Below are 12,726 nucleotides of genomic sequence, written 5' to 3'. Positions count from 1 at the left end.
CTCCAGAAATTCGACATCAGACCGTCTATATTCCTTCATCAGAGACTAAATTTTATCACAGATGGAGGGGTGAAAGAAACCCAATGGCTTTTTTGAATACTTTGACTCATATAGCGCTATAACGAAATACCTGTCATCTCGTTTGCTTCTTGTATTTCGATTAGTATAAAATAAGTAGAGTTAGAGTATCACCAAATTGGCTTGATAAAGGAGTTTTGACGTTGAATAAGACCGGATTCGAACGCGGTGAAGTGAATGGAATACGTGTACATGTAATGCCAACGACACGATTCAAAACATTTGCCGTTTCACTTTATATGGGAACCCCCCTTGCAGAAGATACAGTTACTCCTACAGCTTTGATTCCTTTTATCTTGCGTAGAGGAACAGCCAAGTATCCAGAAACAACACAATTTCGTGAAGCTTTAGAAAATATGTATGGTGCAGGCTTTGGATTTGACGTATATAAAAAAGGCGATTATCAAATGGTGCAATTCCGTATGGATACGATCAATGATTCGTTTGTATCCGCAGATGAGTCGCTGTTAAAACAAAGTATTTCGTTTTTAGGCGATGCAGTGACTAATCCTGTGCTTGAAAATAATGCATTCCGTGAAAAATATGTGACTGCTGAGCGTGAGAATGTTCGTAAACGCTTAGAGTCTGTAGTGAATGACAAAATTCGTTATGCAGCTGAACGTTGTATTCAAGAAATGTGTAAAGATGAGCCTTACCGCTTAAATGCACTGGGTCAACTTAGTGATCTAGATCAATTGAACGGTGCTAACGTCTATGAACGCTACCAGCAATGGCTTGAAAATAGCACGATGGATCTGTATGTGGTAGGCGATACTACGTTAGATGAGGTTCTAGAGCTTGTAAGTAGTCAATTTGCTCGCAAAACCAATACCTTACATGCTTACAAAATATCTATTCCACGTTCTGCTGGTGCAGAAGTTAAACATATTGTTGAAAAAATGGAAATCAGTCAAGGTAAACTGAACATGGGATTACGCACACCGATTACTTATGGAGATAACCGTTATGCATCTGCATGGGTAGCAAACGGTATTCTTGGTGGATTCCCTCATTCCAAATTGTTTACCAATGTACGTGAAAAAGAAAGTCTAGCGTACTATGTCGGTTCACGATTTGATCCTTACAAAGGAATTACTACGATCCAATCAGGTATTGAAATACAGAACTTTGATAAAGCACTAAATATTATCAAAGAACAATTGGCTATTCTGCAAGCTGGTGAAATCAGTGAATCAGAGATCAGTCAGACCAAAGCAATGATTCGCAACGATTTGTTAGAATCTCGTGATTCTGCTTATCAAATGATCGGTTATGATTTCAATGGACGTTTTGCAGATAAAGATCGTCCGGTAGAGCAATTATTGTCTGAAGTAGAATCGGTTACAAAAGAGCAGATCCAGACTGCGGCAAGTGTATTGACACTGGATACGATTTATTTCCTTACGACAGAACAGAAGGAGGCATAATTATGGAAAGCATCCGCTATGAGCGTTTACAAGAAACATTATATTTCGAAACAATGGATAACGGACTACAAGTATATGTGCTTCCCAAAGAAGGATTTCAAAAAACATATGCTACATTTGCAACCAAATATGGCTCTGTAGATAATCATTTCCAAGTAGAAGGACAAGAAGAAGTTAAAGTACCTGATGGTATTGCTCACTTTTTGGAGCATAAAATGTTTGAAGAACCTGATGGTGTGGATGTATTTTCTAAATTTTCAGTTAAAGGAGCTTCTGCTAACGCATTTACTAGCTTTGAGCAGACTGTATATTTATTTTCAGCAACAGAACAGATTGAAGATAATCTAGAAACATTGTTGAATTATGTACAGAATCCTTATTTTACCAAAGAAAATGTAGATAAAGAAAAAGGTATTATCGGTCAAGAAATTCAAATGTATCAAGATAATGCAGACTGGCGTGTGTATTATGGATTGCTTGAAGCTATGTATCAAAAAAATCCATTACGCATCGATATTGCAGGTACGATTGAATCGATTAGTACGATAACTAAAGATACATTGTACGAGTGTTACAACACGTTTTATCATCCTTCGAATATGATGCTATTCGTAGTAGGTGGAGTTGATCCTGCTACAGTTATGGAGCAAGTACGTTCGAATCAAAAAGCGAAAGATTACCAACCACAAGGTGCAATCAGTCGTTTCTTTGAAGAAGAACCTGTAGCTGTAGGAGAAGCATGGCACGAAGTTCGCTTGCCTGTATCAGAGCCTAAATGTCTACTAGGTCTGAAAGAAGTCAAAAATGGTCTTACAGGTGAAGCTCTACAACGTCGTACATTAACAACCAAGCTTATGCTCGATCTATTGCTAGGAAACAGTACGCAGTTGTATCAGACTTTGTATGACGAAGAATTGATTTCAGATGATTTCGGAAGTGATTATAGCAGTACAACCGAATATGGCTATTCGATGATGGGTGGAGATACCCGTGATCCTAAGCTACTTGTCAAACGTCTGCAAGAAGAGATTAATAAAGTGGTTGCTACTGGCTTTAGTCAAGATGCATTTGATCGAGCTTTACGTAAAAAAATCGGTGGATACTTGCGAATGTTAAATTCTCCAGAAAGTATTGCACATGAATTTACACGTAATCGTTTCCGTGATAGTGACTTCTTTGATATTCTTCCTATCTACGAATCATTAACGGTTGAAGATGTAAATGCTCGTTTGCGTGAACATATGAACTGGGATCAGCTAGCTGTCTCGGTGGTTGTTAGTCCGTGAATCAGCCCCCATCTGTAGCAGCAAGTAGCAAGCCTTTTTCACAAATGACGGTCTTGGTTACAGGCGCAAGTAAAGGGATAGGGGCTGCAACAGCCAAACGGTTTGCGATGGCTGGAATGAATGTCGCTGTTCACTATCGCAGTTCGCATGAAGAAGCGAATGATGTAGCTCGTGTCTGTCTGGATTACGGTGTAAAAGTACTGACTATTGCAGCAGATTTACGCAGTATGGAACAGATTAAGCGGATGCGTGAAAAGTTGGAACAGCATGACATGTTGCCTGATATTCTGGTAAACAATGCAGGTATCGCTCATTATGGAATGTTGACTGATATGACAGAACAAGATTTCGATGATGTGATTGCTACCAATCTCAAAAGTGTTTTTCTTTGTACTCAAGCTTTTATGCCGCATATGATCCATCAACGGTATGGACGTATTATTAATGTGTCGAGTATCTGGGGGATCACAGGCGCTTCTTGTGAAGTGTTGTATTCAGCAAGTAAAGGTGGAATCAATGCTTTTACCAAAGCGTTAGCCAAAGAGCTAGCGCCCTCTGGTGTGACTGTGAATGCGATCGCGCCGGGTGTAGTGCGTACAGAGATGATTGCTCATCTGGAACCTTCGGAAATTGAATCGTTGGAAGAAGAGATTCCAGCAGGACGAATTGCTGAACCAGATGAAATTGCTTCGATGGTTTACTTTTTGGCGTTGCCTGAATCGGGATATATGACGGGACAAGTAGTCAGCCCGAATGGTGGATTTTTGACTTGAGGTTGTTAAGGACGTAAGATGTTTAATATGATGAAGGAGCTTCTATATTTAAATATAGAAGCTCCTATTCATATCATGATATAATCGTGTAGTTTCAGTGATGACGAAGTTGTTACTGTCTGCTTCTTGCCTTTCTATTTTATTTTATATATCATTAACGTGTTAATGACTTTGCATTGAACAGCAGAAAAGGGTCGGAGTTCGTACAGACTATCTGCTTTGATGACTATATAGTAGCACCGTTGTAAAAATAAATGTTTGATCCATCGACATAGGATTCGGGCTATAAAGTATTCATGCGATAGAAAGGTTAGAGGTGAACGTGGAACTAAAACAGTGGTATTTGGAGTACAGGATACATAAAAATCGTCCTGGTCTATTGGGAGATGTGGCGTCTTTATTGGGTATGCTGAATGTTAACATTTTGACCATTAATGGTGTAGAGGGTAAGACCCGTGGTATGCTATTAGAGACAGATGATGATGAGAAGATTCGTTTGCTTGGCGATATGCTCGCTAAAGTGAGCAATATTACAGTGACGGCTTTGCGTCAACCCAAGCTTGTTGATATTCTAGCTGTACGTCATGGACGTTATATTGAGCGTGATTCGGATGACAAGAAGACATTCCGTTTTACAAGAGATGAACTGGGCTTGTTGGTTGATTTCCTTGGTGAAATATTTAAGCGTGAAGGCAATCAGATTATCGGTTTACGTGGAATGCCACGTGTCGGCAAAACAGAGTCGATTATCGCAGGTAGCGTATGTGCGATGAAACGGTGGACATTTGTATCTTCGACTTTGCTTAGACAAACGGTACGTAGTCAATTATCTGAAGAGGAGAACAATCCAAACAACATCTTTATTATCGATGGAATTGTGAGTACGATTCGTTCCAATGAACGTCATCACCAATTGCTTCAAGATATCATGGCGATGCCAAGTACCAAAGTGATCGAACATCCCGATATTTTTGTGCGGGAATCTGATTATGAGTACAGTGATTTCAACATTATTATTGAATTGCGCAACAATCCGGGAGAAGAGATCGTCTATGATACATTCACGGAAAGTTATGCGGATGATATATAAAAAAAGTCAAAAACATTATAACCAGGAGGTAATAGTATGTCAGATCTAGGTCGGCAGTTAAGGGATGCCCGCCTTGCGAAAGGTTTATCACTTGATGATGTGCAAGAAATGACCAAAATACGTAAACGCTATTTGGAAGCTATTGAAGCAGGAGATTTTAAAGTACTTCCAGGCAGTTTTTATGTACGTGCATTTATTAAAACGTATGCGGAAGCGGTAGGTCTTAGTGCGGACGAGTTGTTACAAGAGCATCAAGACGATGTTCCAGAGACCGAAACAGAAGCAGTGATGGAACCGGTAGTGCAACAAAGGCGAGCGGCAAGAAGAACATCTTCAGGATCAGGACGAAGCGGTAAATGGTTATCAACAACATTGATGTGGATATTCCCATTATTGATCGTCGTATTGGTCTACATTTTTGTAGTGCGTACAGATAACGGTGCTCCTGAAGTGGCAACAAATAACAAAGGTCAACAACAAGAGACACCACAACCAACGACCACGACACCACCGGCAACAACTAAACCGGAAACAACAACTCCAGAAAGTACAACGACAACACCACCGACTGGAGCAGGTACAGATCAAGAACAATCTACACCTGAAGCAACGGGTACGGATGAAGAAGCTACAGATCCTACAACGACTACAGATACAGCTTCTCAACCTGTGATTACACAAGCAGGTAAAGAAGGAAGAAACACTATTTTTAATGTGAATTACACAGGTACGACACCGCTTAAAGTTAGTATCAAAGCAACGGGTCAAAGTTGGCTTGAAGTATACAAATCAGCAGATTCTAGCGGAGAACGTTTATTTTTCAATAATACGGAAAGTGGACAAGACCTTTCTTACGATCTAGCGGATACAGGATTATATATCAAGTCTGGTAATTCTCCAGCTACCGATATTACAATCAATGGACAACCGATCACAGATGGTAAAGCAACTTCACGTATTGTTTTGAAATTAGTGAAAGAAGCTCCGGCTACAGAAACTACGGATTCTACGGGTACATCGACAGATTCTTCTACAGATGCGACAACAGATGAATCGACGACTACAGAGACAAGCGGAAATTAATGGTTAGTCACACAAAAAAGGACATACCTTCAAGCTGCCATTAGACAGCAGATTAAGGATGTCCTTTTTGTGCCATTAGACTTGTAACAACATATATTCTATAATTTTACCTAAAAGGGGGAAATCACATGGCAGAGAGTTCATTCGATATTGTCTCGAAAATGGATATGCAAGAGATGACAAATGCGATTACGCAAACAGAGAAAGAATTAGCAAGTCGTTTTGATTTTAAAGGAAGTAAAAGTACTCTAACGTTAGAAAAGGAAACATTAGTTGTGGTTTCTGATGATGATTATAAGTTAGGTGCTTTGATTGATATTTTGCAATCCAAAATGCTCAAAAGAGGATTGCCTATCAAAAATATAGACTATGGAACAATAGAGTCTGCGTCGATGGGAACGGTTCGTCAACGACTCAAATTAAAACAAGGTATTGATCAAGAAAACTCCAAAAAAATCAATACGTTAATCCGTGATGCAAAATTGAAAGTGAAAAGTCAGATTCAAGGCGATCAGATTCGGGTTACCGGAAAGAATAGAGATGATTTGCAAGCAGTAATCCAATTGCTTCGCAAAGCAGATCTTACTGTGGATCTTCAATTCACGAATATGAAATAAATCAGGTATCACCATGGTTGTGATCGAATTGATGGAGGCAGTAAAAAGATGAAACAAAAGATGCAGGCGGGAGCAATTACATATCATTGGTTCGCTGTTGAAAATAGATGCAGTAAGGAGGATACACAATGAATTTACCTAACCGCATAACGCTTACCCGTATTTTCTTAGTACCGGTGATGATGTTGTTCCTGCTCGTTAATTTTTCGTTTGGAGAAGGGCTTTTAAAAATTGGAGCATCTTTTGAGGTTAGTTACAACGATCTTATTGCGGCTTTGATCTTTATTATTGCAGCAAGTACAGATGGCATTGATGGACATATTGCACGCAGTCGTAATTTAGTCACCAATCTAGGGAAGTTACTCGATCCTTTGGCTGATAAATTATTGGTATCTGCGGCATTGATCTCATTGGTGGCTCTTGGTAAATGTGAAGCATGGATGGTTGTGATTATCATTAGTCGTGAATTTGCAGTAACAGGACTTCGTCAAATCGCATTATTGGATGGCAAAGTCGTTGCAGCTAGTAATTGGGGCAAAGCCAAAACGATTACACAAATTATAGCGATCTCTGCTTTAATGATCAACAATTTCCCGTTTGCTTTACTAGGTATTCCATTTGCGGAGATTATGATCTGGGCAGCTACACTAATCACAATCTATTCCGGTATTGATTATTTTGTCAAAAATAAATCGTTACTTCATTTTTCCAGTTAAAATAACCTGTTTCTGTTCATCAGAAAATAGGTGATATAACAAGTAATATAGTGTAAGCGGCGATAGGGTTTTCTCTATTGCCGCTTACTTTTGCCATAGTCACAGTACTTTGTATTCATTTCGAAGCATTTACATCACAGAGCAACCCTAATAATAAGGAGGCACTTGTAATGAAAGCAGAAATTATCGCAGTAGGTACAGAGCTATTACTAGGTCAGATCACTAATACGAATGCCAGATATTTATCTCAACAATTATCCTATATGGGAATAGATGTTTATTATCAGACTGTAGTAGGAGATAACTTAAATCGACTCAAACAAGCGATTGAACTTGCAAGCAGTCGCGCAGATGTTATTTTATTTTCGGGCGGAATTGGACCCACTCAAGATGATCTGACCAAAGATGCATTAGCTGAAGTTTTAGGAAGATCAATCTATATTGATCCAGCTTCTATGGAGAAAGTCGCTAGCTTTTTTGAAGGCAGAGACATTACAATGACTGAAAATAATCGTCGCCAAGCTCTTGTGATTGAAAACAGTCATGTGCTTGCTAATTCTACAGGATTGGCTGTAGGAATTGCGATTGAAGATAAAGAGAAATATTATATCGTTCTACCAGGACCTCCCAAAGAATTACAACCGATGTTTGAAAATGAAGCGAAACCTTGGCTTCTTGAGCATGTGCTCACAGATGAACATCCTATTTATTCAAAAATGCTTAAATTTGCAGGTATTGGTGAATCTGCTCTTGAAGATGCCTTGATTGATCTGATCAGTGCTCAGAGTGATCCTACGATTGCACCTTATGCCAAAGAAGCAGAAGTGACTATTCGTCTGACCACCAAAGCAGCTACAGAAAAAGAAGCGATGACCAAGCTGAAAAATATGGAAGCTCAGATTCGTGATCGTTTGCCTAATCATATGTATGCTGATCAAAATATAAGTATAGAAGAACAAATTTTATTAATGATGACAGGTATGAAGTTAACCCTAACTGCAGCAGAAAGTTGCACAGGGGGCCTACTGATGCAAAATCTAACTCTTATTCCGGGAAGCGGAAATGTATTTATGGGTGGAGTCGTCTGCTATTCCAATGAAATGAAAGAAAAAATGCTAAATGTCCCTCATGAGTTACTAGAAGGCGAGAATGCTCCAGGAGCAGTTAGCCCAGAAGTAGCAGAAGTTCTGGCAGATGAAGCTAGAAAAACATTAGATACAGACTTTGCTGTATCGATTACCGGTGTAGCGGGTCCAGGTTCTTCAGAACGCAAACCTGTAGGTTTGGTATATGTAGGGCTAGCAGAACGCAATCAACCTACACAGGTATTTGAATTGAATATCCGTGGTAATCGTGAATCGATCCGTGTTCGGGCTGCCAAAAGTATTCTGTACCGTTTGTGGCTTCGTTTAAGTGAACTTCAGAAGGAATCTGTAAAATAGTACATTTTAAATAAAACAACCTGCATCAGACGTACAAGAGCCCATGAAGCTTATTGCAATTCCTACGTCTATTATGCTAAAATAACCGTAGACGGAAGAACCGCAGCAAATTTATTTGTTGCGGTTTTTTTATGTTTATAGACCCAAAATCAAGAAATACATGCATCTATTTGAAATCATTATTTATTACCAATAAATGTAATTAAGTAATGATTTCATACCAAAAAGACGAATATATGTTCGAAAAAAGCTTGGCAAATGAGAAAAAAAGTAGTATAATTAGAGTATAAATAAGAAGAAGAGGGACGTGAGTTTATTGTCAGATCGTCGTGCAGCGTTAGATATGGCGCTTCGTCAAATAGAGAAGCAATTTGGTAAAGGTTCGGTTATGAAACTTGGAGAATCCACTCATATGCAAGTTGAAGTTATTCCTAGTGGATCTATTGCTTTAGATATTGCTTTGGGAACAGGCGGTATGCCAAGAGGACGTATTATCGAAATATACGGACCAGAATCTTCAGGTAAAACAACAGTAGCGCTTCATGCTATTGCTGAAGTTCAAAAAGCTGGAGGACAAGCAGCATTTATTGATGCAGAGCATGCTTTGGATCCTCAATATGCTAAAAACTTGGGTGTTAATATTGATGAGCTATTATTATCTCAACCAGATACAGGTGAGCAAGGTCTAGAGATCGCGGAAGCTCTTGTACGTAGTGGCGCTGTAGATATTATTGTTATCGATTCTGTAGCAGCATTGGTACCAAAAGCAGAGATCGAAGGCGAAATGGGTGACTCTCACGTTGGTTTGCAAGCACGTTTGATGTCTCAAGCATTGCGTAAATTGTCTGGTGCAATCAGCAAATCCAAAACAATCACGATCTTTATCAATCAGCTTCGTGAAAAAGTTGGCGTTATGTTTGGTAACCCTGAGACAACTCCTGGTGGTCGTGCACTTAAATTCTACTCTACTGTACGTCTAGACGTGCGTCGTATTGAAGCAATCAAAAACGGTAACGATGTTGTCGGTAACCGTACACGTATCAAAGTTGTTAAAAACAAAGTGGCTCCTCCATTCAAACAAGCTGAAGTGGATATCATGTACGGAGAAGGTATCTCCAAAGAAGGTAGCTTGATCGATATTGGTGTAGAACACGATATTGTTAACAAAAGTGGTGCTTGGTACTCTTACGAAGGTGAGCGTATGGGTCAAGGTCGCGAGAACTCTAAGCAGTTTTTGAAAGAAAACCCACACATTGCAGATATCATTGAACAAAAAATTCGTGTATCTAGCAATTTAACAACAGTGGTTGAAGAACCATCAGCTGAAGAAAAAGAAAAAGAAAGTCTTGAAGAGCAAGAATTATTCTCTAAAGCAACTGAATAATCACTTTAAGATGATATATGCTTAAATCCTGTAGCGCCCAGGACGTGAAATACGTTCAGGGCGCTTTTTTATTTATATTTCATAAAAGATTCATCTGATCACTATACACTGATTTAAAATATAGATAGACGAAAGGAAACAATTATGGCTGATTATCGTCGTTATGCTAAAAAACCGTCCAATACTAATACTACCTCTGAACCTGAGGCTGATGAAGAATGGGATATCTATGCAGATGAAGGAGAGCGTCTAGATGGGTTCCCTGATGAGGGTGAAGTAGAGATTACGGCTGTAACCCCTCTACGTAAGCCTAGGCATCATTATAAGTTAACCTTCGGTGAGTTGAACCTTATGGTGCATGAAGATGTTATGATCAAGTATCGGCTGTTAAAAGGCATGTCCTTTTCTAAAGAAGAACTAGAAAGTATTGTGATCGCTAATGAACGTCAAACGGCTTATGCAGAAGCACTGAATTATTTGAGTCGCAAAGCACGTACTCGAACAGAGATTGCCCGCAAGCTTAAAGAAAAAGAAATTCATCCTGAGATCATTGAGACGACTCTTGTACGATTACAACAAGAGAAATTAATTGATGATGAGTTATATGCTCAACAGTGGGCTAAACAAAGAGTGAATAGCCAGAAAAAAGGTAAAGTATGGATTAGACAAGAATTACGCCAAAAAGGTGTAAATAAAGAAAATATAGAGCAAGCTTTGGAAGAGATCGATCCTAATGATGAAATCGCAAGTGCTACAATACTAGCAGAAAAAAATGGAAATCGACTTCGGGAGAAGTTTTTGATAAAAAAAGAAAAACGATGGCTTTTTTAATGAGAAGAGGATATTCTTCGGATATTGTAAGGAAAGCCCTAGATGCTGTTCAACAAAAGCCAGAAGATGATTGGGAATAACCACTAAAATCCAAATATAATAAAACCGAATAACCGTGTCATTTAGGGTAACAAACTTGACATCGTTAAATACGGTTACTGCAATTGCTTGACAATGTCTTTTGGCAAATAATAAAATGTACTTGTGCAGATTGTCATTTTTACGTCATCTTTTCCCGGCAGGTGATTAGATGAAGTGGGTAATGAATTCTGTAGCAAGACATTTCTGAAGAATTTTAGAATGTTTGATCTCCCTATGAAAAGGGAATTAGCACATGTACCCGCATGAGCAATGGAACAAATGTATAAGGGACGAATCATCGATTAACCAAATGAACATGTAATTCCCAGGGAATACCTTGGAGGAATCAGCGAGGAGGTGAACAGAATGGAAGTTCTCTGGACCACAATTCTCGTTGTTGCCGCATTATTCTTTGGGTTCTTGGTCGGATATTTTATTCGCAAGTCTCTTGCAGAAGCTAAAATTTCTAGTGCTGAACAAGCTGCTATCCAAATCGTAGAAAGTGCGAAGAAAGAAGCAGAAGCACAGAAAAAAGAAACAGTTCTGGAAGCAAAAGACGAAGTGCACAAACTCAGAACTGAAGCTGAAAAAGACATTCGTGAGCGTCGTAATGAAAATCAACGCCTGGAAAGACGATTGTTGCAGAAGGAAGAGTCGCTGGATAAAAAAATTGAATCACTAGAACGCAAAGAAGAACAAGTGGCTAACAAAGAGAAACGTATTGAAGAGACTCAGCAACAAATCGAACAACTTCACACCAGTCAGGTTGCGGAACTCGAACGAATTTCTAATCTGTCTATGGAAGATGCTCGAGGTATCATTTTGAGCAACGTGGAGCAGGAAGTTCGCCACGAAACATCACAAATGATCAAGGATATTGAACAACAGGCGAAAAATGAAGCAGACAAACGTTCTCGCGAGATTATTACTCTTGCTATTCAACGTTGTGCTGCGGATCATGTAGCCGAGACTACCGTCTCTGTTGTCACCTTGCCTAATGAAGAAATGAAAGGCAGAATTATCGGTCGTGAAGGTCGTAATATTCGTGCATTGGAGACACTTACAGGTATCGATTTAATTATCGATGATACACCGGAAGCTGTTATCCTTTCTGGATTCGATCCGATTCGCCGTGAAATTGCCCGTACCGCTCTTGAAAAATTGGTAGCAGATGGACGTATACATCCTGCAAGAATTGAAGAAATGGTGGATAAAGCACGTCGTGAAGTGGATGAGCGTATCCGTGAATACGGTGAGCAGTCTACATTTGAAGTTGGCGTACATGGACTTCATCCAGATCTTATCAAGATTTTGGGACGTCTCAAATTCCGTACCAGTTACGGTCAAAACGTACTCAAACATTCCATGGAAGTGGCTTACCTTACAGGTTTGATGGCTTCCGAATTGGGTCAAGATATCACTTTAGCGAAACGCGCAGGATTACTGCATGATATCGGTAAAGCACTCGATCACGAAGTGGAAGGTTCTCATGTAGAGATTGGCGTAGAGTTGGCTAAGAAATATAAAGAACATCCAGTTGTAATTAACAGTATCGCGTCTCACCACGGCGATACGGAAGCGACTTCTATTATTGCGATGCTTGTTGGCGCAGCAGATGCATTGTCTGCCGCAAGACCAGGTGCACGTCGTGAAACATTAGAAACGTACATCCGTCGTCTGGAGAAACTAGAAGAAATCTCTGAATCCTTTGAAGGCGTAGAGAAATCATATGCTATTCAAGCCGGACGTGAAATTCGCGTTATGGTTCAACCGGATAAAGTGGATGATGCAGATAGTTTCCGCTTGGCACGTGATATTACGAAGATGATCGAAAATGAACTGGATTATCCAGGACATATTAAAGTTACTGTTATTCGTGAAACGAGAGCAGTCGATTACGCAAAATAAAGAACGATGC

11 protein-coding genes and 1 pseudogene are annotated in these 12,726 nt (G+C 39.5%); all 12 read left to right on the top strand.

Features of this window, described 5'->3' with window-relative positions; all coding sequences use genetic code 11:
• Window positions 1-221 precede the first annotated feature (221 nt).
• The gene (gene yfmF, locus RCP16_RS09785; protein WP_069327326.1) at window positions 222-1,505 is read left to right on the top strand and encodes an EF-P 5-aminopentanol modification-associated protein YfmF; all 1,284 of its coding nucleotides are present in this window, start codon (window positions 222-224) and stop codon (window positions 1,503-1,505) included.
• Window positions 1,506-1,507: 2 nt separating this feature from the next.
• The gene (yfmH, locus tag RCP16_RS09780; RefSeq protein ID WP_069327325.1) at window positions 1,508-2,791 is read left to right on the top strand and encodes an EF-P 5-aminopentanol modification-associated protein YfmH; all 1,284 of its coding nucleotides are present in this window, start codon (window positions 1,508-1,510) and stop codon (window positions 2,789-2,791) included.
• Window positions 2,792-2,835: 44 nt separating this feature from the next.
• Window positions 2,836-3,564, top strand: coding sequence for an elongation factor P 5-aminopentanone reductase (gene ymfI / locus RCP16_RS09775; protein WP_069327451.1), 729 nt, complete (start codon window positions 2,836-2,838; stop codon window positions 3,562-3,564).
• Between the two features lie 322 nt (window positions 3,565-3,886).
• Window positions 3,887-4,654, top strand: a complete 768-nt coding sequence (locus RCP16_RS09770) for a DUF3388 domain-containing protein (RefSeq protein ID WP_069327324.1) — start codon at window positions 3,887-3,889, stop codon at window positions 4,652-4,654.
• Between the two features lie 36 nt (window positions 4,655-4,690).
• Window positions 4,691-5,737, top strand: a complete 1,047-nt coding sequence (locus RCP16_RS09765; RefSeq protein ID WP_308642314.1) for a helix-turn-helix domain-containing protein — start codon at window positions 4,691-4,693, stop codon at window positions 5,735-5,737.
• A gap of 128 nt (window positions 5,738-5,865) precedes the next feature.
• A complete protein-coding gene (locus tag RCP16_RS09760) occupies window positions 5,866-6,354 on the top strand; it encodes a YajQ family cyclic di-GMP-binding protein (RefSeq protein ID WP_069327322.1) in 489 nt (162 codons plus the stop codon).
• A 128-nt stretch (window positions 6,355-6,482) separates the two neighbouring features.
• Window positions 6,483-7,070 (top strand): CDP-diacylglycerol--glycerol-3-phosphate 3-phosphatidyltransferase, encoded by a 588-nt coding sequence (gene pgsA, locus RCP16_RS09755; RefSeq protein ID WP_069327321.1) that lies wholly within the window; start codon window positions 6,483-6,485, stop codon window positions 7,068-7,070.
• Window positions 7,071-7,240: 170 nt separating this feature from the next.
• Window positions 7,241-8,512: a competence/damage-inducible protein A gene (locus RCP16_RS09750; protein ID WP_069327320.1), complete on the top strand. Its 1,272-nt coding sequence runs from the start codon at window positions 7,241-7,243 to the stop codon at window positions 8,510-8,512.
• A gap of 316 nt (window positions 8,513-8,828) precedes the next feature.
• Window positions 8,829-9,896: a recombinase RecA gene (gene recA / locus RCP16_RS09745; protein ID WP_069327319.1), complete on the top strand. Its 1,068-nt coding sequence runs from the start codon at window positions 8,829-8,831 to the stop codon at window positions 9,894-9,896.
• A 144-nt stretch (window positions 9,897-10,040) separates the two neighbouring features.
• Window positions 10,041-10,727, top strand: coding sequence for a regulatory protein RecX (locus RCP16_RS09740; RefSeq protein ID WP_308642313.1), 687 nt, complete (start codon window positions 10,041-10,043; stop codon window positions 10,725-10,727).
• Window positions 10,712-10,807: pseudogene (locus RCP16_RS09735) on the top strand (regulatory protein RecX); the annotation flags it as partial. The gene RCP16_RS09740 and the pseudogene RCP16_RS09735, both read left to right, overlap by 16 nt.
• Window positions 10,808-11,174: 367 nt before the next feature.
• Complete coding sequence (gene rny, locus RCP16_RS09730) at window positions 11,175-12,716, top strand: ribonuclease Y (RefSeq protein WP_069327318.1); 1,542 nt, start codon at window positions 11,175-11,177, stop codon at window positions 12,714-12,716.
• Window positions 12,717-12,726 lie beyond the last annotated feature (10 nt).

The organism is Paenibacillus nuruki (genome assembly GCF_963311185.1).
Lineage (GTDB): Bacteria > Bacillota > Bacilli > Paenibacillales > Paenibacillaceae > Saccharibacillus > Saccharibacillus nuruki.
Note: the sequence above shows the minus strand (reverse complement) of the source record. Positions and strands in the feature narration are given on the sequence as shown.

Bases quoted from the DNA above. Each gene is read 5' to 3' on its own strand.
- yfmH (WP_069327325.1), top strand. From the start codon at position 1,508: ATGGAAAGCATCCGCTATGAGCGTTTACAAGAAACATTATATTTCGAA.
- ymfI (WP_069327451.1), top strand. From the start codon at position 2,836: ATGACGGTCTTGGTTACAGGCGCAAGTAAAGGGATAGGGGCTGCAACA.
- RCP16_RS09765 (WP_308642314.1), top strand. From the start codon at position 4,691: ATGTCAGATCTAGGTCGGCAGTTAAGGGATGCCCGCCTTGCGAAAGGT.
- RCP16_RS09760 (WP_069327322.1), top strand. From the start codon at position 5,866: ATGGCAGAGAGTTCATTCGATATTGTCTCGAAAATGGATATGCAAGAG.
- pgsA (WP_069327321.1), top strand. From the start codon at position 6,483: ATGAATTTACCTAACCGCATAACGCTTACCCGTATTTTCTTAGTACCG.
- RCP16_RS09750 (WP_069327320.1), top strand. From the start codon at position 7,241: ATGAAAGCAGAAATTATCGCAGTAGGTACAGAGCTATTACTAGGTCAG.
- RCP16_RS09740 (WP_308642313.1), top strand. From the start codon at position 10,041: ATGGCTGATTATCGTCGTTATGCTAAAAAACCGTCCAATACTAATACT.
- rny (WP_069327318.1), top strand. From the start codon at position 11,175: ATGGAAGTTCTCTGGACCACAATTCTCGTTGTTGCCGCATTATTCTTT.